3 protein-coding genes and 1 pseudogene are annotated in these 25,236 nt (G+C 40.9%); 1 reads left to right on the forward strand and 3 read right to left on the reverse strand.

Going from position 1 to position 25,236, the window contains the following annotated elements:
* Window positions 1-156: 156 nt before the first annotated feature.
* From Q0V26_RS05660 to Q0V26_RS05670, 3 genes are all read right to left on the reverse strand, one after another.
* Complete coding sequence (locus Q0V26_RS05660) at window positions 157-22,956, reverse strand: GEVED domain-containing protein (protein WP_297479077.1); 22,800 nt, start codon at window positions 22,954-22,956, stop codon at window positions 157-159.
* Between the two features lie 245 nt (window positions 22,957-23,201).
* On the reverse strand, window positions 23,202-23,849 hold the full coding sequence (locus Q0V26_RS05665) for a PAS domain-containing protein (RefSeq protein WP_045035467.1): 648 nt from the start codon (window positions 23,847-23,849) through the stop codon (window positions 23,202-23,204).
* A gap of 271 nt (window positions 23,850-24,120) precedes the next feature.
* On the reverse strand, window positions 24,121-24,321 hold the full coding sequence (locus Q0V26_RS05670) for a hypothetical protein (RefSeq protein ID WP_036792228.1): 201 nt from the start codon (window positions 24,319-24,321) through the stop codon (window positions 24,121-24,123).
* 641 nt (window positions 24,322-24,962) lie between these two features.
* Between Q0V26_RS05670 and Q0V26_RS05675 the strand changes: the two are divergent.
* A pseudogene (locus Q0V26_RS05675) lies at window positions 24,963-25,236 on the forward strand (pyridoxal kinase); the annotation flags it as partial.

The following is a 25,236-nucleotide window of genomic DNA, read 5'->3' on the forward strand; positions in this document are numbered from 1 at the left end:
ATTAATTAACATTTTTCTATCAGGCTAACGAGTATTAGTTACTTAAGGAATGAATGTGGTGAGATTAATCACCACAGCATTCTTATATAAGCCATTTACTATTGAATGGAAGTAATGACTAATGCTAGCAATTAGCTAACATTAGTACTGTTTCCACTATTTGATAGTAACTTGATAAATAACAGTTCCAGTTTCACTAGGATTTAAGGCTCCGGTCATTTCCCAGCGTACTTCACCTTCATAACCCGCAATATTTGCACCATTTGGTGTTAATACATTACATGTTAAACCAGCAGGTAGAACACCAGATGTACAATCAATCGCTAACGTTAAGTCAGTATAAGCAGGTGTAGTATCAAATATTGTGACTTCTGTTATTGGCCCACTCCCCACATTGGTAAACTCAATAGAATATTCTAAAATATCCCCCGGTTTACCGTCATTACTGGTACTTACACCAGTCGCTTGAGTCAGATTTTCCACTGTTTTATTAAGCTTCAACTCACCAGCACCAGCGAAAGTAGCACGAACAGTATCGGTATCTATCACTTGTCGAGTAACACCATGACCTGTTGCAACACTATCCTCAAACGTCATATCTGCTTGAATATCATAATGATAAAGTGCATTTAATGGTGCATCAGCAGGAACAAATACTTTACTGATTAAACAAACACTACTATCACCACTTACAGCGACAGGGTTAGCTATCTGGCTATCAGCCCCATCAATTGAACCATTACAGTCATTATCTTGATACAGTATTGCGCTCCAACCGTCATTTGCGGGCTCCGTAGAGATATTCATAATGGTAAAGTTAACACTACCTGCGGTTTCAGCTGTAAATTTATGACTAAAGAGCACTCCTTTACCCGGCTCAGTTTCAGTAAAGTTATCAGGCTCCATACGCGGTTCTTTCACTTTACCGAAGTTTAAGCCCGTTAAGTAATCACCCGCAGCAGCATTAATTAACATCTGACTATCAATAACACTGGTATTGGTGACTTGAGTAAGCGCTGACACGTCAGCTTCACTAATATCAATCCAATCAGCTTGTTTAACCACCTCAAGTACAAGATTTTCATTAGCAAGTGATACTGGTACGACTAATAAATAACCACCATCACCCGATGTCACCGTTGTTGCAACAACATCACCAGTTGTAAATCCACCAGCACCTGTGCCGTTATAAATAGCACGCACAACTGTATTACCAATGCCAACTTCGCCACCATCAAAAATACCATCATGAGCCGCAGTTGCGCCCGAGATACCATTATCTTCAAACACAAAACCACTGAGCACAATCTGATTAATTAACTCAAATTGATAATCTTCTACCTCTCCATCAGCGGCTTCACCTATTGGAGAATTACACGTTGCTGCCGTACTACATAAACGGAAACGAACAAATGTATCGCCGTTATAACCTGCGGTAAGCCCTGCATCTAAATTGAAATCAAGATTCGTTGTGGCTGCTGTAATCAATTGGTCTTCAATAATCATCTCGCCAACATCAGCAAAATCACCATCGCCATTGAGATCAATAAATACATTTAAGAAACCCGCAGCTTGTGGCACAGATACGGTCACTGGAGTAGATGTTGCAACCGTAATACTAGCAGGAAGAGTTACGCCATCTTCATCATCAGAAGCTTGAAGATCATCGCCTGTTGCATCAAGGGAGAACTGGCTAACAAACTCACTGTCCCAATTAACACCCAACGTGAGGTCTTGGTCACCATCAAGCGCAGCATCACCATCATTGCCTGTATCAGAGTAATTATGGAAAGCATCACCGTAAGAAATAGGTGCATCACCATAGTCTCGTGCGTAGTAACAACCAGCAGCATCATTACCTTGAACCGAGACATCAATACCTTCAGTTACAAACATCAACTCACCAGTAATCACATTCAATTGATAAACTGCCGTCTTATCAATCAGATCGTGAGCATTATCACCATCGGTATCGTGATCACCACCATTAGCAAAGGCATAAAGCATAATACCATCATCCATAATGGTTCCCCCCGCCCCAGCACTACCGGTATTCGTCACAGGAAGTAACCCGTTGAAGTTCAGAGGATTTATTGTCACCGCTCCTGTAGTTGGATTGATTTGAATATAGTTACCACCTGGTAGATCAACACCATATAACATACCGTCATTCGAGCTGAAGGAGAAATCGCCACCCATAGCTGGTGTTGAAGACAATGTGATCGTCGTAAACGTCTGAGTATTTAAGTCAATACGAACGAGAGAATCCCAATTCCCATTCATAATGTAGAGATACTGCCCATCAGGTGACACATCACCTCGAACAGGATAACTAATATTTGAACTACCGCCTAATCGAGATAATATTTGATTATTAGCAAAATTAGAGGTTCCATGTATCGAATGAATAATACTCTGTACGCCATCAGATCGTATCGTACCAAGAGAAACAAATTCAGTACCATCACGATCCGTTACAAATAAAATCACATCGTCATTAGTAGAGCTTCCATCAATAAAAGTACCGTAAAACAAACCACTTAGGCGATTAAAACCAATAGCATTAATATTTTCAGCATTTGGATAACCATTAATAACAATAGGACTCACAATATTATTTAATTGGGCAGGATTGGTGGTTGGATCAAATTCCGCAAAATCATAACCACTGGTATTATCGCCTTTTGTTTCAACAATAATGTCACAAGTATTATCACCATTAAGGCTTGACACTAATACTCGATAATCTTCGATCTCACCATCAGGTGCTGGCCCAATAGGATCTGGGAAGACATTACCATCAGCATCTAGTGGCGTATTTGTTGTTGTATTAAAATCAGAACTAATACGTAAACGATAACCCACCACACTGTTACTGATATTTGCCCCAGAAGTACCCACATTATTCCATGTCAATGTTGCTGATGTGGCACCATTTGGCACGATAACCCATGCACTTTCATCATCATCAAATGAACCACTATTATCAAAGTCAATCCAACCAGATAAATACGCATCACTGCCTGTTGTATTTACCACAGGAACGGTTTGCGTCACAGTAGGACTTGATACATCGGCAGTAATTAATGCACTTAATACATCTTCATCATCAGGAGCTGTACCGTTATTATCATCACCTGCATAATCAGCATCTGGCTGACCATCATTTTCATTATCTGCCGCTACCGAACCAATATATAACCCTGTTTCTTCAGTTAAATGACGAGGACCATCATTAACCAACGTTGTAGGGTAACCAGTAGTTTCAGGCGCATCACCAAAATCTAACGGCAGTGGAGCGAAACGACAACGCGCACCATCATTTTGGCTGGTTGCAGCATTTATCTGAGTGAAGTTGACTGCACTATAACCACCAGATGGAAGACTTGGGTCTGAAATATCAATTCGAACAATACGGCCAGGATTTGGATTTTGAGCTGCGTAGAAGAAGCCTTGATCATCAAAGTATACCGCACCCCATCCAGTGCCAGTTTCGCCATTAATACCAACGTAACCCAAATTAGTTCGCGCCCCTGTTACAGGATCAAACTTCACTAAATTTCCCGTAGGCGTTAAGGTATAAAGCATATTGTCGATAGGATTAATCGCCATATCAGCCATCACTGGAGCAGAAACTGTAATTTCACCAATTTGCTGTAAGTAAGTACTGCTATTTGGATTAACATCAATGCGATACATACTGGTGCCGCTATTATGCATCAGCAATAGAACACCGTTATCATCGATATCACCACTGTTATAGTTATTGATTGCCATCGTACTTCCTATAATTGGTAACACGAAGGCAGATCCTGCACCATCAACCATTAAAACAGTGTCTTTATTTTTAATGTTATCGCCGATGAGTGTATTGGTAATAAAGTTATACCCCGTACCACCAAAGACACCAGTGCCTGTTGGCAGAACATCATCATATAACGGTGTTACTGTACCCATAGCCAAATTAATACTAGTAATATCGGTTGGGCTATTACGCAACAAATAACCATCACTACTACAAGTTGGGAACGTCACAATCGTGAAATCAGCAAAGTTAACATCACTCACATCCGTTGTTAACGCAACTGATTGAATGTTAGGTGAGCTAGAATGGACATTGATTGGATCACCAATTGTCGCACCAGCATAACCACCAGCATTTGGATCTAGCGTTCCAATGGTTGGTGGACAGATTGGATTAACTAAATCAGTTTCAAGTGCTGCTTCATAAACTTCATAGTTTCCACCAGGAATAGTCATTGAGTAAGCACCCGTTATTGCATCCGCTGTGGCAACAAAACACTCACTGGTTGTGGTGTTATAAGCAATCACCGGAACAGCAATACCAAGACCCGCTTCTGCTACATCTTTAATGCCATTTAAAGTTGGGGCGGTACTGCTGTCATCAAAGACAAAACCAGACAGTTCAAAGCTACACACGGCAGGCGCTGTTGGTAATGTCGCAGTATTGATCACTTGACCATCACCACCGTCATCGCCACATAATAGCTGCCCAGAACATGTTGCAGTACCTGCGCTGACATTAGCAGTAGCACCAGAGCTATTAAAGATAGCAGCACCACCACCACCACCAGCGGAGCGTCCATGACCACCAGATGAGCTGGCGCCATTACCACCGACAGCATTAACGGTTAGTGTTGATAGAGATGCACCATCGGTGTTGTATACCAATACAGAGCCACCCGCACCACCACCACCAGGACCATCACCACCAGCGTTTGGTGAAGTATTACCATTGGCATTAATAGTACCTGTTCCTGTCACCGTATTAGCAGTGATATAAATAATACCACCACCATCAGCGCCATCACGACCGACACCATTATTTTCTTGACCTGCACCGCCACCGCCACCAAGGGTTAAGCGAGTAGGATCAGCCAGCCCAATACCTGTTCCAGGTTCTCCCGGATAGAAACTGGTTGAGCTACCATAATTACCACCGCGACCACCAGGACCGACGTTAGCACCACCACCGCCACCAGAATTATAATTACCACCACCACCAGCATTTGCTGGCGCACCAATACCATAATCCCCATTAGTGTAACCTAAGCCACCAAGGCTAACTGGGGTTCCAGCAATACCTTCACCCTTACCACCATCGATATTGGTTGCCGACATCACATAATTGAGTCCAGTCGCGATACCATTTCCGGTATTTAATGTACCACCTCGGAAACCTTTGCCATTAACATCAATAGTATTGCCATTAAGATCTAATGTTCCATTGACATATAACGACACAATACCGCCACTAGAACCATCCCAGTCAGCAGACGTAACCGTGCCAGTTAAACGTGCATCTTCATACATTGGAATACGTACAACTTGGAAAGAACTATTTCCGTCAGCAGTAAAGTTATTCGTTAAATTTTCACTTAATACTAAAGTCGGATCGGTAAAGCTAGCAACGGTCGCAAACTCATATTGCCCAGTCGTACCATAATCCGTCCAACCACTGGCATACCCACCTGCAACACCATTACCATAACTATCGGTATTAGTGGTATCAATTGAGGCATTTTGCATTTGAATGATCATCACTCGATCACCTGGATTTAAGGTCTCTGTCGTATTACCTGTTGCCGTACCAAGCGTAATACTATTCGTGCCCGTTAATGCATTTGCCGTTGCTGGGTAATAAGTATTAACCACACCCGTAATATCAACAGGTGTACCTGAAACACCTTCAATATTGCCAGAGTTCAAACATTGCGCTATCACAACCGCAGGGGTTATTGGTTGAATTGGTCCTTTTAAAATTGGAATTTGATGATCTTCAACTTCACCATTAATAGCCGTGCCGTTGTAATCATCAACAGTTAATGTTTCAGATGTAATACGAAGACGCATGTAGGTTTCAGTTGCAACAGTAGTGGTATTTATTGAAGGGAAACTTAATGACGCACTACCATCAGTAACTGCATCGGCATCAGTACAAGCCGCTAGAGCAAATTCACCACTATCAGCAAAATCACCATCAGCATTAAAGTCAACCCAAGCATAGACATTTGCACCCATATCTGCGGTGCCATTATGATCATTACAAATCACATCTTGAGTAAAGCTTGTAGCACCTTGAGATAAGAAACCAACCGTAGAGATACCATCTTCATCATTGATATTTAACGTATCATCATCGGTTGCATCACCATTATCATCAACACCGTCACCAAAGCCGTCACTATCACCGTCACCAATAACAGAACCCAAGCTTAATGTCGTATTACCAATACGATGACGCGCACCATTACTGGTAAATAAGGTGTTATATCCTAAGGTTTCAGGCGCATCACCATAATCATAAGCAACATCAAGAATGATACGATGATCTTCAACTTCACCGTCATTCGCTACATCATGAGGCGTTGAACATACCGTTGTGGTTGAACAAATACGAACACGAACATAACTACCGCCATCAAGCACATCATTCGGTGTCGTAAAGGTTAATGTAACGTCAGTATCGTCATTCACTGCCGTAATACTCACTGGCGTTGCAGCTTCAGTCGCCACATCAAACACACCATCACGATCAAAGTCTAGCCATGCATAAACAGTGGCATCAACATCAGTATGTACACGTACCGTTAAGGTTTCTGTGCTACTTGGCTCTGCCGACATTACAGCCGGAATAGTTACACCATCCTCATCATTAACACCCGCTAAGTCATCATCTTGAGCAAGGCCATTATCATCGATACCATCCACAAAACCATTAGCTTCAGCATCCGTAGCATTGGTACCAAGGAAAATGGTTGCACTTGGAATATGCATTGGGCCTATACCCTCACCACTGGCATTAGTACGATCGGTTCCATAGGTATCTGGCGCATCACCTAAATCAAATGTACCCATGACAATAAGATGATCTTCAACTTCACCATTAGTGGCGATTCCACCCATTGACGATGTTGTTAACACATCATTAGTAATACGAATACGTGAATAGGTAACTCCCGCCGTTAATCCTGTTAGCCCTGTCCAATTAAATACATATTGCACTTCTGAAGAGGCATCAGGTACGATTTGAATTTGCCCTTCGCCAGCCTCAAAGGTACCACTTTGGTCAAAATCAATCCAAACCGCGAGGTAAGCAACTGATCCTGAAGTATTTGACGCTTCAACGGTAAGACTATAATCACTCGCATTAATGTTAATCGGTGAAATGACATTAACGCCATCCTCATCATCAGGGGAAGCATTGGTATCATCACCATCTGCTGTTGCTGTTGGTATACCATCAGGCTCACCATCACTGGCTTGATCACCAAGGAATAACGACGTATCACCATAATGGAATGGGCCACCGCTTCCCGCTAAGGTTAAATACGTATCTGGCGCATCACCAAAATCAACATTGTCTGACACAGAAATCGCATACCCTTCAACTTCACCATTGGTTGCCTCACCAATAGCAGTACTACAGTCAGTGGTGGTATTACAAATTCTCACACGAACATAAACAGTATCACCATTGGTAATAGCCGTTGTGATTGGCCATGTCAGTACTTTTACAGTATCAGTTTCGCCATCAGCAACAGCGATAGTCTGCATTTCAGATGCTTCTAGATCACCATTTTTATTCCAGTCAGCCCACGCATATACATTACCATCGGTACCCGTAGTATTGGTGGTAGTAACACGCACTGAATATTGAGTAGCGGTACTCGATAACGGTAATATCTCGACACCATCATCAGTATCACCATTGGCTGCAACCGTTGCATAGGCGTCAGTTTCACCATCTGGCGCCGTCCCCATAAAGATATTGGCACCAAGTTGGTGACGAGGACCATCAAATTGGAATGCTGTTACATAATCGCCTATCGCAGTGCCTGCCCCTGAATCTGGTAAATCATCAAAATCAAGCTCTGTATTTGAACAATTGCCATTCACATTGGCATCATCAGCTAACCAATTATTACGCGCTAAGAATGCACTTTGATCTTCGTAGTAGTCATACACAAAATCCATTAACGCTTGGTACGGCGTAAGATTGCTAGAAACATAAGCAGGAGTAAAATAGAATTGACGCTCACCAGAACCAACCCATGGACCTGTATGCGTTCGAGGATATTCATAACCACCGGTTGTGGTTGGATCGTATGGAATTAGCCACGCCATCGCATCAACGTTATTACAAGAGCCTGTTACCGTTGGCAGCGTATAAATAACACTACGATGATCAATACCCGTAATCGTTGATAGCGTCCCCGTAGTTGCTACTGTTGCTTGGGTTGATAATGCACCAGGGCCATCAGATGGATGAAAACGAGGTAGTGTTGTTGGTCCAGCATACCCTGCAAAACCCGTTGCACTTGTACCAGGGAATCCTACTTGTTGTCCCATGTATGCATTAATACGGGTCGTGGTTGCATCAGCAAATGTATCACCTTCAACAAGAGACAGTAGTACACCACCTTGATTACGATAATCTAATAACGCATCAATTTCTGCGGTTGTATCAGGGCTGGTTCCACCCGCTAGATCTGATTGATAAAGAATAAATTGATAATCACGTAACGTGAAATCAGTGGTAATATTATCTGTTGGAACAAGAAGATCGTAAGTTACATAACCAACCCCATAATTATTTTCCATGAGAGCAACAGTATTATTTGCCGTATTGGGTAATGTATATTCAATCGCACCTGAATCTTGCTGAATTAACATGTGGAAGGTGACTTTATGATAATGATCTTCTATCTCACCATCGGTCGCTGCGCCTTGTGAACGTTCATCAATGGCTGTCGTGCCATCATCAACTAATGTATCGGTTGTTAAACGTAAACGAACATAACTATCACCAACATTACCGCCTTCGGCATTAGATAGATTAGTCCAAGCGACACTAATTGGAAGATCCGTTGCACCATCAGCAACCGCAACGCTGGTATACTCATCAAGTTGGAATTCACCATCTAAGTCATGATCAACCCATGCATGCAGTGTTGCTGCACCGCCAGTGTTATTTGTTACCGTGGTATCAAATGACCATGTTGTCATTGACGGAGAAAGTACAGGGAAAGTCGGAACAGTTTCATCCGCCGTAGCATTATTATCATCACCATCAGCTGCCACACTTGGTTGACCATCAACATCAGCATCAGCCGCTGTTGTACCTATATAAAGGTTTGTTGAAGGCGCATGATTGGCACCACTATTTGTAGCTAAAGTATGATAAGCATCTGGAGCATCACCCCAATCTTGGGCGGTTAATACTGAGATTCTAAAGTCTTCAACCTCACCCGATGTTGCGGTGCCACCAGCATCAGAAACTGTTAAACCATCACTATTGGGCGCTAAACGTGCTCGTCCAAAATAATAGCCCGCAGTCACAGGTGTTAAACCGTTCCAACTAGGGTTATAAACAGTATTGATTCCGTTTGAAGTAGCACTGATAACTTGCCCTTCAGCGGCATCAAAGACACCATTTTGGTCCCAATCAATCCATACAATAAGATCCGCATTTGCACCTGTATTATTAAGTACATTTGCATCCAATGTATAACTGGTTGCGCTTAAGGCTAATGTCGGTAATGAAATACCATCTTCATCAGCAGTGGCTGTAATATCATCAAGTAACGCATCACTACTTCCATCAGCATCTTCACCATCAGTGGTTGCTGTACCTAAACGTAGCGTAGTACTAATAGGATGAATTGGACCACCGTCAGCAAAACGAACAAGGTATGAATCAGGGGCATCACCACCATCATATCGAACGCTATCACTCAATAAATAGTGATCTTCTATTTCACCATTTGATACGCCACCATAAGAACGAGGATCTTCATTAACGCCAGTTGCACTATCGGCTAATAATTCAGAAGTAATACGCACACGCATATAGCGATTTTGACCAGCGGCTAATCCTGTTGTTGCCGTCCAATCCAACTCAACAGAACTATTTGTTAAGCCTGTTGAAGTAACAATTGCACCACCAGTACCTGTACCATTATCAACAAATTCATCACGATCAAAACGACCATTACCATCGAAATCAATCCAAGCATAAATATAAGCATCACTGCCAGTATTATTCGTCACCATAGCATTTGCGCTATAGCTACCTTGGGTTGTGGTTAATGGTGGTAAAATTAAGCCATCTTCATCATCACTAGCTGTAATATCATCGCCTGATGCTTGAAATGCTATCGTCGGTGTTTGAGCATCATTATCTGCATCTGGCACTGTACCCATAAACAGATTGCTATCAACACCATGGAATGGACCACTATCTGATTGGGTTGTACGGTAATTATTAACACCAACGTTCACCGCCTCATCAGGTGCATCACCGTAATCAAACTCACCCACAAAGACCATGTAATCTTCAACTTCACCATCTAACGCTTGACCTGCCCAATCATTAGCGGTGAGATCTGTCAGATAACTAATTCGAATACGTAATGCCATCGAGCCATTTGTTAAGCCTGAAATACCATTCCATGTTAATACTGCGGTTTTAACGCCATTAAAGTATGGAATATTATCAGTGCTAAATGGCGCATCGCCTGTCGTATCATAATTGATGGTTGATACAACTTCAGCAGCACTAAACTCACCATCTTGATTAGTATCAAGCCATGCGACTAAGGTTGCCGGATTACTGGCAAGCTCAGAATTACGTAAAGTAACAGGCACACTATAAGAGGTGGCTGCAATCGCAATATTTGCTAATGGTTGAGATAAACCATTCTCATCATCACTGCCATTGTTATCATCCCCAGAAGCATCACTGGTTGGTTGACCATCTGTGTCTGCATCAATCGTTGCCGTACCAAGATAAACGGTGGCACTATTGCTACGTCCGTGGAATGGACCATCACTGGCACTTAAGGTTTGATAAGTATCAGGCGCATCACCCATATCTTGATCACCGATATAGATTAAATGATCTTCCACCTCACCATCGCTGGCACCAAATAATGAACGGGTATCTTCTGCTGCACCACTGTTACCGTTGACTAATCCATCAGTTGTTAAACGGAAACGGGTTAACGTAAAGCCTGTTGCTATACCCGTAAAGCTGTTCCATGTAATATCAACCGAACCATTAGTGCCCGTAGGTACGATAACTTCGGCCACTTCATCTGAACCAAATTGACCATTACGATCCCAATCAATCCAGCCATACAACGTTGCATCTTGTCCGGTATTATTGGTGACATTAACCGCAGCAGTATAGCTACTAGGTACAGGTGAATTATCTAATGCACGTAACGTCACGCCATCTTCATCATCACTGCCTGTGGTATCGTCACCATCAGCCTTAATTGGGCCACTGCTTGGATTAGCATCAGCTTCACTATCAGGCACACTATTACCAATATAAATATTATTATTGATAACATGATATGGACCATCATCAGCTAAACGAGAACGGTAATCGCCCGATCCTGCTGCGGTTCCAGCTACACCATCTTCAGCATCACCAAAATCTAGCGCCCCGATATATATTTGATGATCTTCCACTTCACCATTAATAGCTTCGCCACCCCAATCATTAGCAGTTAAAACAGAGTTAGTTAAACGTAAGCGCATATAGGTGCTACCTGCGGTTAATCCACTGATTCCGGTCCACGTTAATTGGGTTGTTGGCGTTGCACTAGTACTGGTATTGGTTGCATTTACAATCGAGGTTAATTCAGTAAACTCGCCAGCATCAGCAAAATCACCATCTTGGTTAAAATCAATCCAACCATATAAATGTGCATCACTGCCTGTCGCATTATAAAGAGGAACACCAACAGTATAAGTGGTATCTGCAACGGCTAAAATTGGGAATGGAGTGAGATCATCGGCATTTTCATCATCAATACCGTCGGTATCATCACCGACCGCACCATTAGATGGCTGACCATCTTGATCATGACCATTATCATGGTTATTACTTCTAATATATAAATTAGCGGTATTATGACGATGGTAAGGTCCACCACTGGTGTATAAGGTGTCATAAGTATCAGGAGCATCACCACCGTCATAGGTTTCTACTCGAATATAATAATCTTCAACTTCACCATCACTCGCGCCACCATAAGAACGTGGATCTTCAACTATGGCGCCATTTTCTGTGTCAGCTAATAAATCAGTTGTAAAACGAATACGAATATAAACATCAGTACCTGTTGCGATGCCTGGGAATGTATTCCAACCTAAGTTTGTTGTTGTATTAGTGTTACCGGTATTAATTTCTCTAGGCTCAGCGGTATTACCACCAAAGAATTCATCACGATCAAATCGACCATTGCGATCAAAATCAATCCAAGCATACAGATACCCTTTACTGCCACTATTATTGGTTACCGTCACAGGAATATTGTAGGTCGTATTGGTATTGTTTAATGGTGGAATAAACGCACCATCTTCATCATTACTGCCAGTAATATTATCGCCTTGAGCAAAGGCAGTAGTTGGGTCATTGGCATCACTTTCACTATCGAGTAAAGCACCCATCAATATCGTATTATCGATACCATGATAAGCACCATTGTCACTCAAAGTGGTGCGGTAGTTATTAACACCTATGTTAGCCGCACTATCAATGGCATCACCAAAGTCAAATTGACCAACATAAACGACATAATCTTCAACTTCACCACCTTGGGCAATACCACCCCAATCATTGGCGGTTAAACTGGTATTAGCAACACGAATACGCAGTCCCATTGAACCTTGTGTTAATCCTGAAATACCGTTCCAAGTCAATGTCACTTTATTGGTTAAGTTATTACTGCTGGTTGGCAAATTATCAGACGCAAATGTAGCGTTACTAAATGGTGTACTTGTCGCAACGACATTTAGATCATCGACAACCTCATCTGCACTAAAGCTACCATCTTGATTGGTATCTAACCAAGCGACTAACGTTGCATTAGAGCCCGAGTAGTTGTAAACCGCAAGATCAACACTGTAGCTAGTAATACTGGTAGCAACTGTAGTCAATGGCTCAACTAATCCAGTCTCATCATCAACACCCGTATTATCATCACCTAATGCCGCTGCATCTGGGTATGCTTGATCGTCATCATCAATATTATTAGCACCTAAATACAGGTTACTCACATAGTAATGCGCCGGGCCGCCACTAACAGGTAAAGTTAAGTATGAATCGGGTAAATCACCTAAATCTGTGTTTTCAGCTGTGACAAAGAAATCTTCAACTTCACCATCTTGAGCGGCACCTAACGAACGCTCATCAACGGTTGCTGTTGCATCACCATCAGTGAGTAACTCTGTTGTTAATCGTAACCGTACGCCATAAGTTCTTGCATCCACTAATGCAGTGTCTGTCGTAAAAGTAACGGTATAAGTCTCTGTCCCCGTACTCGCAGGAATAGTTATCACACCATTATTAATAGCCTGAGTTGAACCAAGGCTATTAATTGATGCTTGTGCAATCTCATCATTTTCGAAATTACCATCACGATCCCAATCAATCCACGCATATAGATATGCCGTAGAAGTTGAGCTATTTGTCACCGTAATATTGGTATCATAATTATCACCGGCATCTAAATCAGGTAAGGCAATATTAGCTAAAGCATTTTCATCATCAACACCCGTAACATTGTCGCCTGTGGCATCTGAACTTTGTGGCGTTGCGCCATCAACATCCGGCGCTACAGTGCCTAGATATAGATTAGGCTCAGCAGCAACATTATGATAAGGCCCACCAAAGGTTAGATTGGTTTGATAATTATTTGCCGCCGTTGCTGAAGAAGTATCGGGTAAATCACCTAAATCTTGACCACCAATTTGAATCATAAAGTCTTCGACTTCACCATCTGACGCACGGCCACCAACATCGGTCGTTGTTAATGGATCAGTCGTTAAACGGAAACGAATAAAGGTATTACCGACAGAGAGATTTTGCATCTGATTTGAATCAAATGAATAAGTATAAACACCATTCTGAGTCGTAGGAATAACATCAACTCGGCCTTCGATTTCATCAAAAATACCATTACGGTTACTGTCAATCCAACCCGCTAGATAGGCATCATTACCTGTTGTATTACGTACTGTGAGATCTAAGCTATGGCTTGAACCGTTAATCGGAATTGAAGTTAATGGTTGGCTGGTACCATTTTCATCATCACTACCATTATTATCATCACCAAGAGCATCAACAGACGCTAATACAATTTCATCACCATCAATAGTTGAAGTACCTAAATACAAGTTGGTGTTATTGGTAATAATATGGTGAGGACCACCTAATAAAGGATCAACTAGATAACTCGCAGGCGCATCACCTAAATCTTGTAGACCAAAGAAAATACTATGATCTTCAACTTCACCACCCGCTTCACCGCCTAATGATGAAATATCACTGATTTGCCCTACTAAACGGTTAGTTAAACGTAAACGCACAAATGAGGTTGTGTTGTTGGTAACAGCAGGAATCGTCGCCCACTCAAGCTCTACTGGCGTATTACTTGATCCCGTTGGCACAACTGCAATTTGTCCTTCACTATCATCAAATTGACCATTTCGATTGAAATCAATCCATACTGCCAAGGTGGCAATATTACCCGTCGTATTTGTAACTGGCACAGTAATTTTGTATGAATCCATACCATTAAATAATGGCGGTAATGTAATTGGTCCTTCATCATCGGTTGCATCAAGATCATCGGCAGTTGCGGTTATATCTTGTAATGTTCCATCATCAATATCAGGCGCCGTATTACCAATATACAAACCATCTACGAATAAATGATAAGGGCCAAAATAGTTATAGAGTGTTTGATAGTTATTCGCCGCCGTTGTTGAAGAGGTATCTGGCGCATCACCAAAATCGGGATCGCCTACATAAACATAATGATCCTCAACTTCACCATTTTTGGCAATTCCACCCCAATCTGTCGCCGTTAAAATATCAGATGTTAAACGAAGGCGTAACGCCATATCACCTGTTGTTTGCCCACTGATACCCGCCCATGTTAACTGAGTCGTTGGGGCTGTTTGTGCTGAAGTATTCGTTCCATTAACAAGCCCTTCAAGTGAAGCAAACTCGCCAGTATCATCAAAATCACCATCTTGATTTAAATCTAACCAAGCATAAAGATTTGCGTCAGCCCCTGTTGCGTTATAAAGCGGAACCCCTACGGTATAACTGGTATCCGTCAATGTTAAAATAGGAAGTGGAACTAAACTGTCAGCATTTTCATCATCAGTGCCATCGTTATCATCACCATTTGCAGCAGCCGTTGGTTGTCCATCTTCATCATGATTATTATCATGGGTTGCATCTCGAATATATAAATTCGCATTGGTATGATAATGAGCTGGACCGCCGTTACTGTATGATGTTTGGTAGCTTTCAGGTAAATCACCACCATCATAGGTATCGACACGTAAATAATAGTCTTCAACTTCACCATCAACCGCACCACCAAATGAACGTGGATCTTCCGTTGTTCCTGTAACCGCATCACTTAATAACTCACTGGTTAAACGAACACGCACATAAACATCGGTGTTATTAGCAATACCAGGGAAACTATTCCAATTAATATTGGCGACAAAATTAGACACGCCTGAATTTACAACTATCGGCGCGCCCGCAGCACCACCCGCAAATTCATCACGATCGAAACGACCATTACGATCAAAATCTATCCATGCATAAATATATGCATCACTGCCTGTATTATTGGTTACAACCGAGCGCACACCATAATTAGTCACGGAGTTATGTAATGGCATAATAAAGACACCATCTTCATCATCACCATTGACATCATCATCGTCACCCAATGCCAGTATCGCAGGTGCATTGGCGTCATTTTCTGTATCAGGTACCGCAGCACCTAAATACAAATTATTATTCAGACCATGATAAGGGCCACCATCATTTAACGTCGTACGATAATTATTAGCTGCAACACCATTAGCAGTATCAGGCGCATCACCAAAATCATAATTACCAATAAAGATTTGATGATCTTCTACTTCACCATTTAAGGCAAAACCACCCCAGTCACTAGCCGTTAACGTGTCATTAGTTAAACGAATACGAACATAAGTACTGCCTTGGGTTAAGCCACCAATACCATTCCAAACTAACTCAGTTGTCGGTGCCGTTTGATTTAAGGTATTGGTACCATTAATGATGTTTTCTAGTGAGGTAAATTCACCCGCATCAGCAAAATCACCATCTTGGTTAAAATCAATCCATGCATAAAGATTAGCATTAACGCCAGTTCCATTATAAAGCGGAACTCCTAACGTATATGTCGTATCTGAAACACCGAGCAATGGAATTTTTGTTAACGAATCAACATCTTCATCATCAACACCATCATTATCATCACCATCAGCGCCTACTGTTGGCAAACCATCGGTATCATGGGCATCATCATGGGTTGCACTACGAATATAAAGATTAGCGTTCACATGATAATGGGCAGGGCCATCACTTAGATATAACGTGTCATATGAATCTGGCGCATCACCACCATCATAGGTATCAACACGAATATAATAATCTTCAACTTCACCATCTGTAACACCACCATAAGAGCGAGGATCTTCTATTGTTCCCGTTGCAGAATCGGATAATAAATCAGTAGTAATACGGAATCGTGCATAAACATCAGTATTCACTGCAATACCTGGGAAACTATCCCAAATGGCATCAAGTGTGGCACTTGTTGTTCCTGTTGCTATTGTGATTGGAGAACCAGCAGCGCCTCCTACAAATTCATCACGGTCGAATCGACCATTGCGGTCAAAGTCAATCCACGCATAAAGGTAAGCATTAGCGCCACTATTATTGGTTGCTGTTACCGGAAGAGCATAAGTCGTTGCGGTATTGTGTAACGGTAAAATAAAGACACCATCTTCATCATCACCGTTCGCATCTTGATCATCACCTAGTGCATATATAGCTGGTGTATTAGCATTATTTTCAGTATCTGGCGCGGCAGCACCTAAATAAACAGCCGCATCTAAACCATGGTAAGCACCTTGATCATTAAAGTTAGTCCGATAATTATTCGCACTCACTCCGTTTGCGGTATCTGGTGCATCACCAAAATCAAAATCACCAATAAATATTTGATGATCTTCGACTTCACCATTTAAAGCGATACCACCCCAATCATCGGCCGTTAAAATATCACTGGTTAAACGAAGACGAACAAACGTACTACCTTGAGTTAACCCTGAAATACCCGTCCAAGTTAATTCGGTTGTTGGCGTTGTTTGTGCTGAAGTATTGGTACTATTTACAAGATTTTCTAATGATGTAAATTCACCAGCATCTGCAAAATCACCATCTTGGTTAAAATCAATCCAAGCATAAAGATGAGCATCGGCACCTGTTCCATTATAAAGTGGCACACCTAAGGTATATGTAGTATCTAATACCCCTAATAATGGAATACGCGTTAGAGAATCCGCATTTTCATCATCTGTTCCATCGTTATCATCACCATCACCATTTGGCGTTGGTTGGCCGTCGGTATCATGAATATTGTCATGAGTCGCATCACGAATATACAAGTTGAGATTATTGTGATAATGCGACGGACCATTGCTGGTATATAACGTATCGTAACTATCTGGCGCATCACCACCATCATAGGTATCAACCCGTAAATAATAATCTTCAACTTCACCATCAGTGGCAATACCAAATGAACGCGGATCTTCGGCAGTGCCTGTCGCTGAATCAGTTAATACATCAGAGGTTAAACGTAAACGAATATAGACATCAGTATTAATGGCAATACCAGGAAAACTATTCCATGAAATAGTGACGTTACCATTGTTGGTGCCTGTCGGTACGGTTATCGGAACTCCCGCTGCGCCACCAGCAAATTCATCGCGATCAAAACCTGTTGTACGGTCAAAATCAATCCATGCATAAATATAGGCATCACTACCAGTATTATTGGTAACCGTAACGGGTAAATCATATGACGTTGCACTTGAATGAAGTGGAATTAACAGCGCGCCATCTTCATCATCACCATTGGCATCAAGATCATCACCATCAGCACTATTGGCAGGATTATTTGCATCTTGTTCAGCATCAATAGCGGCACCGAAGAACAGTTGGTTATTAAGACCATGACGAGGGCCATCATCACTCAATAATGTACGTTGATTATTAGCAGCAACACCTACACCAGTATCTGGCGCATCACCAAAATCATAGCTACCAACAAGAACATAATGATCTTCGACCTCACCATCAGGTGCAGCACCGCCCCAACCTGTATTAGCTAACCCTGCGGTGGTATAACGTAAACGCAGTGCTGCATTACCATCACTTTGTCCTGAAATACCCGAAAACGTTAATGTAATAGGTGATGATACTGTTGTACCTGTTGGTACTGTTACTGCAACATATTCTGCCGCTTCAAACTGGTTATTTTGATTCCAATCTAACCAACCATAAAGGTAAGCATCAACACCAGTATTATTACGAACTGGCACTTGTACAGAATAATTGGTCGCTGTTAACGGTAAAATAGGGGTTGGAGTACTAAAGGCATTTTCATCATCACTGCCAGTGAGATCATCACCATCCGCATTTGGCGTTGGTTGACCATCCCCATCACTATCAATAGTTGTATTACCAATATAGAGATTACTGATATTACTTAAACCATGGTAAGGACCGCCGCTAAGTCCTAACGTATCAAAACTATCTGGTAAATCACCAAAATCTTGATCGGCAACTTGTAGAGCATAATCTTCAACTTCACCGCCATCAACATAACCATAAGAGCGTGGATCTTCAACAGCCCCTGTCACAGCATCAGTTAGTGCAACCGGCGATAAACGTGTACGTAAATATACTGTAGTATTATTGGTTGGTGGTGTAATTGTCCCCCAAGATAATGGCATCGCGGTTGCACTTGCACCATTAACAACAACTATCGCACCACCTGGACCTGCACCATTTGAAATAAACTCATCACGATCAAATTCACCATCACGGTTCACATCTAACCATGCATATAAATAAGCATCAGCACCAGAAGTATTCGTCACCGTTGTTTGCGTATTATAAACCGTTGCGCCACTGGTTAACGGTTGAATTAATAAACTGTCTTCATCATCAATACCGTCTGAATTATCACCAGAGGCGGTAACGTTTTGTAAGCCATCAACTTCAGTATCTGTTGCATTGGTTCCTAAGAATAAGTCATCATCAATAGAGTGACGAGGGCCATCATCTGCTAACGTGGTTCGATAATTTCCCGTCCCAATACCGACCCCGGTATCTGGCGCATCACCGAAATCAATACTGATGATCACTTCACCATAATCTTCGACCTCACCGTCAATACTTGGGCCATTGGGCGTATTACAATCATTGGTTGAACATAACCGAAAACGCGCATAGGTATTGCCTAAAATAGCATTCACAGGCGTCGTTATGGTATAAGTTGTCATACCAACGGTGGCTGTTGTATTACTAATTATCTGTTCGTTTGCATCATCCCAATCACCGTCTCGGTTCCAGTCAATCCAGCCATAAATATGGAAGCTAGTACCCGCATAATCAGGATCCTTACCAATTGTGATCTCAATATCGCGGTCACGATTGAGCACATAAATACCATTCGCAGTCACGCCATCTTCATCAGCAAGATCAACTAAATTATCACCATCGGCGATAGTAGTAGGCTGCCCATCAATATCAGTATCTAATAACACCCCTAAAAACAGATCGGGGTTATTATCAGTATCACCATCAATAACAATATGGTTGGCACCACCATTAGCTCTTAATGTTTGGTAATCACCCATTGCGGTTGACATCGATGTATCAGGTGCATCACCCCAGTCTTTGTTATCAACATCAACAACAATATTGGCACTAAATTCTGAAGTATCTTGTAATTCACCACTCCCACCCGTTGTCGTACGTTGAGCAATGACAGTAATTTCATCGCCAACATTAATGCTCGACGTTGCAAATAAACTATCAAATGTTGAACCTGATTGGCTCGTAATGCTGCCTAAATATGTTAAGCCTTCACCTGCATTTAACCCATCACTGCCCAATTCACCGGTACCAACACTCGCTTTATAGACTTCAAAAGTAAATTCACCCGTGGCACACATATCACCAATAACACGTAGATTTGCGCCTTCTAAAAAAGCATAAGTAATTTGTGGGCGAGCTACATTATTATTGGCACCTGTGCCCGTGTCGTTATTACATAAATCAGTATTTAGTGAAACGCCTTCACCCGTTGCGAGATTATGAAGGTCAATGGCATTATCAGTATTATTATCAAAACTATTTTTAGTAATTAAATACCCTTCAATATTGGTATTACCATCAATAGAAACCCCTGAATCACCATTATTATGAATAATATTACATTCGATTATCGATAGCTGACCACTTTGGAAATGCACTCCATTATCGTCTGCATTTTGAATGTTATTACTGGTGATAGTTTGGAATAAATCAACATTCGATGTATTACGTTGATATATTGCATCGCTGGTTGCATCACGCATTATATTACCAGCAATATTAAGATAAGCAGGCACACCGTAACGAATATAAACATTGTGATACGGTGTTGCTGTGGTCGAGGTTGAACCCAATAATTGATTTTGTATTACTTGCCAATTAACAACATTGGTTTGGCTATTTAAATTATTTAAGGTGATATTATTATGGGCTGTTTTTATTGCGTTATAACGAATAATACCACTGTCACCATTAAGCGAGCCATTACCTGCATTTGCAATCGCAATACCCGCACATCCTAATGATATACCACAGGTTTCTTGACCAATAACCGCATCATTACCCGCAGGATCAATACCAATTAAGTTTTGCTCAATTAAGGTGTCAGTAATGCCCGCCGAGTAAATATTAATACCTAAAGAACCGCCAGTAAGAGAGACATTTCGTACTGTAGTATTATCCGCATTAATAATTAATAATTCAGCGGCATAAGCACTGGCGTTAGTTGGCATATCAATTTGTAATTCAGGCTTCGCTAATGCAGGAATGGTTTCAACACTACACCCATCAGAGCTACCGACGGTTTGCGCTTCTGAATAATTACCTGAATTTGAATCGATGATCGTTGTACCGTCAGCATTGCTGTATGCCGTACCATCAATGATAGTATTTGCGCCATTAGTACCCGTTATTGTAGTTAAAGAGGTCGTTGGAGAAACAACCCACCAATCGCCAGCAGGATCAGTATCGTTTGCAGGAACTGTTGGTACAAAACGCATTTCATTAGCGCCAACAATTCTGTTGGCATTAATAATAAATTGATTTAAAGAACCTTGCGCTGATGTATTGGTATTAGTAACAACGTTATATGAGAAACCAAAATCAACATTAGTCTGATTGGTTGAAGTAAATGACAAATCAACCTTAGATATGTGTTCACGCGTAGTTGAATTGGTGATTGCATCAGCACGATCGCCATCAATACCACCATAACAAGCGCCAGAAGCCGTTAAAGGTGTATCACCTGAGGTTGCATCACCATTGCTATCACAAAAAGCATTGGTATAGGTATTACTGGCCGCATAAGTTTGCTCGGAAATCGCAGTGCTATTCGTCGGTGGCGCTGTTGCGACAAAATATGTATCAATCGGTAGTTCAGTGAAAGAATAAGCGCCACTTGCGGTAGTCACTTGTTGTAGATAAGTATCGCCCGCACTCGGCACACCATCATTATCATCATCACGATAAAGTCTTACTATTACTTCATTTGGCGTTACGCTATCAGAGGAAATATCACTGTCGCCATTTTCATCTAAATAAACCGTACCGCTAATATCAAAACAACCAATACAGAATCGATAATCTTCCACTTCACCACTATCAACTGTGGTTGAAATTGTTGACGTCGTTAATGCCGCATTTGAGATTCTAAACCGAGAGAAAAAATATCCAGTATTACTTCGATCTGCCACATCAACAATATAATCGACATTACACGTAAAGTTAGATCCTGATGTATTAGTACAATCTGCATTAGAAGAGCCCGCAGCAGGAACCGTTATCGCGACACCTTCATCAGCTTGAAAGGCATTATCTTGATCCCAATCAACCCAGCCAACAAATGTACGCGGTGAGCCAGTATTGTTATAAACGCTAGCAGAAACTGAAACGGCCCCTGTGCCGGCATCAATTTCAGACTGAGGAAAACCAGTTATACCATCATCAAAAGTATCTGAATTTGCTAATGCACTATTGCGATTTGCAGTTTCAAAACTAACATTCGTCCCAAAACGCAAATTAATTCCGGTTAAATCGACATTATGACGAGCAACGCCATAACTACTTGGTGCATCTGTTGCTTCGAAGTTACACGCATAACCAGAGGTATTAACTCTTACACCACCGTCATCACCCGCTCCGCCTGATGAACCACCCGATGCTGGTGTTTGGGTTCCTTCAATTTGAATACTGGTAATCGATGTCATCCAAGAAGGTAATAATATTTGTGAACTATGAGGATATTGACCAAAACTTGTTACACCAACATTACCGCCACCACTCAACATTGAAGCGCCACCTTGTGACGATAAAGTTGCATTATTTTGGCTATCACTTGGGGTCACTAATTCAGCAACGGTAGTTCCATTAACCTTAACCCGTATCCTGATTGTTTCTGTAAAATCACCACGGCTAGTCCACTGATTACCGTTGTTCCACCCCCAATTGGCACTAATAATTATTCGACCACCAGAGCCAGTACCGCCGGTTAAATTGGTATTATAAACCCCGATATTTCGGGTTCCCCAGCCATTACCGCCATCACCATCAAAATAGTAATTACCGCCAGAAGTTGTCGGTGAAGCGTAACTTTGAGAACACTGTTGAGCCTGAGCAATCGAGGTGTTGAACAACAACCCGCCACAAAAGCAAACAAGCATTAATACTCTACGGATAATTTTCATCTTTTCCATAACTCAACCAACGTAGTTAATCAGGGAACGAAAAAGAATGCAAAAACCACGCCTGTTATTTAAGCACGTTTATTGATGGGGATTAATGAGTAGCGGAAGGTCTAAAATAAGCAGAGTATCAATTAAAGAAACATCATGAAAAATATAAAAAAATATGTTTTTTTAAAATAAAAACGTTATCGATTATTTATAATAATAAACAATGACACTATCCGATGAAATAATGTCATTGTTTAATTACATATTTAATTTGCACGTATTTCTCGCAAATAGCGATAAATAGTATGAATGGAAATATCCAACCCTTTTGCTGCTATTTGAGCACTGTCTTTGAGATCAAAAATACCAAGATCATGTAATCGCGTTACAATTTCTCGACTTTTCTTTGAGGGAGGGATCGAACTATCACTCGTTACCTGCTCACGAACATTTTCAATCGAACTATGCATCATTTCATCACTATTACGCGCAAATGTTTCTGCGGTAACACCATGATCACAATAAGTACCAATTGTTGGCATTAAACTATGGATCATAGATTGAAATGGTGCGTCTAAATTAAAATTAACACAGAGTAAACCAATCGCTTGCTGCTGCTTATTACGGATCACTGTTGTTAATGAACGTAACATTTTACCGTCCGGCGCTTTAGTAATATAAGCATCAGAAACATCTTTGCCTTCATTTAACTTTACTAATGCAATATTGGTGATTGGTGCACCAACTTCACGTCCCGTAATATGTCCATTGGCAATTTTCATAATTGACGGATGGCGGGAATCTAAACAATGCAATAAGACTTCAGTATGCTCCCCCCACATTGCCGCAATACCATCAACAATATTTTCCATAGCGTGAAGAATATCATAATCACTTTCTGTCAATTCATGCATTTTTTCTACCTTTTTTAAGCATCAAACTACTTACTCAGCAGTTTTATCATATTATCAATAATGACAGTATCTGTATTTTCCATTAACAATATTAATATTTCATCAAAATACGCAATAATGATATCAGTATTATTAGTAATAATACTTTAATTATCCATTAGAATTAGCATTGTAATTACTCAAATAAAAAAATCCCGACCAAGGCCGGGATTATTTATTTAATTATGGAGGAACGTTACATTTTCAGTAAACATTCAACTCATTAACTAAATCAGATAAAACGAATTTTAACCGCTTTAAGTTTATTGCTTGAATCATCTAACGTAAATTCAACCATACTACCAGATGAAGGTTGTGAACGACTGCAAACTTGTGAAGCGTCGAAACGAATATCGCCACCAAGATCGCTAGTAATTAAACCAATTTTTTCAACTGGGTTGAAGCTACGAATAATACCTGTTTGTGAAGTCATAGTTTATATTTCCTTTACGCCCAAATATTGCTTTTTTTATCAGCATATATATTTGAGGCTATCAATTTGAGTTTAAATAGTTTTATACCAAACGGTTAATTAACCTTGGTATAGAGCTTTACTCATTGACCTACTACTTCTTAACTATAAGATCACCCTTCTTATAGCCTTGCACTGCTACTACGTTTGCAACATAAACGGATAACAATGATTAGAAATGACATTGTGGTTTTATTTAAAACACATTAGGTCTGAGTAACAGACGGATCGAACATTAACGTCTATTTTTGATGCTGTAAATATTTTTTTTATTAAATTCGATAATAAATTGTGGATAACCACTTAATAAATAGATATCTAATTGTTTTTAAACAAAAAAATAACTATCAAAAAAATACATAAAAACCTGTTATGTGTTCAAAAAACAAACAAAATAACCAATAAAACAGATTACAATTAGATAACTTATTCTATATATTGCACATTGAATGAAATTATCGTTTTTTGTCGAACAATAAATAGTCTGCATTTTTGCAAGGAATAATTACGATATAAAATGACTAGGTTTCTGATATCAGCACATGTAAAGTATACTTATATATACGATAGTTATAAATATACGATAGTTATAAGGAACCTCGATGAAAGGTATTCTATCAATACAGTCACATGTTGTTTACGGTCACGCTGGTAACAGTTCTGCAGTATTTCCTCTTCAACGTATGGGGTTTGAAGTTTGGCCATTACATACAGTACAGTTTTCTAACCATACTCAATACAAACAAGGTTGGACAGGTAAAGCTTTCCCTGCCTCTGATTTGATTGAGCTAGTTAAAGGCATCAACAACATTGATCAGCTAAAAAACTGTGAAGCAGTCCTTACCGGATATCAAGGTAGTGCTGATCAATGTTTAG

Source organism: uncultured Photobacterium sp., assembly GCF_947039875.1.
Taxonomy (GTDB): Bacteria; Pseudomonadota; Gammaproteobacteria; order Enterobacterales; family Vibrionaceae; genus Photobacterium.

What these genes read in the sequence shown, in the direction of transcription:
- Q0V26_RS05670 (WP_036792228.1), bottom strand. Translation starts at nt 24,321, where the DNA reads ATGACTTCACAAACAGGTATTATTCGTAGCTTCAACCCAGTTGAAAAA.
- Q0V26_RS05660 (WP_297479077.1), bottom strand. Translation starts at nt 22,956, where the DNA reads ATGGAAAAGATGAAAATTATCCGTAGAGTATTAATGCTTGTTTGCTTT.
- Q0V26_RS05665 (WP_045035467.1), bottom strand. Translation starts at nt 23,849, where the DNA reads ATGCATGAATTGACAGAAAGTGATTATGATATTCTTCACGCTATGGAA.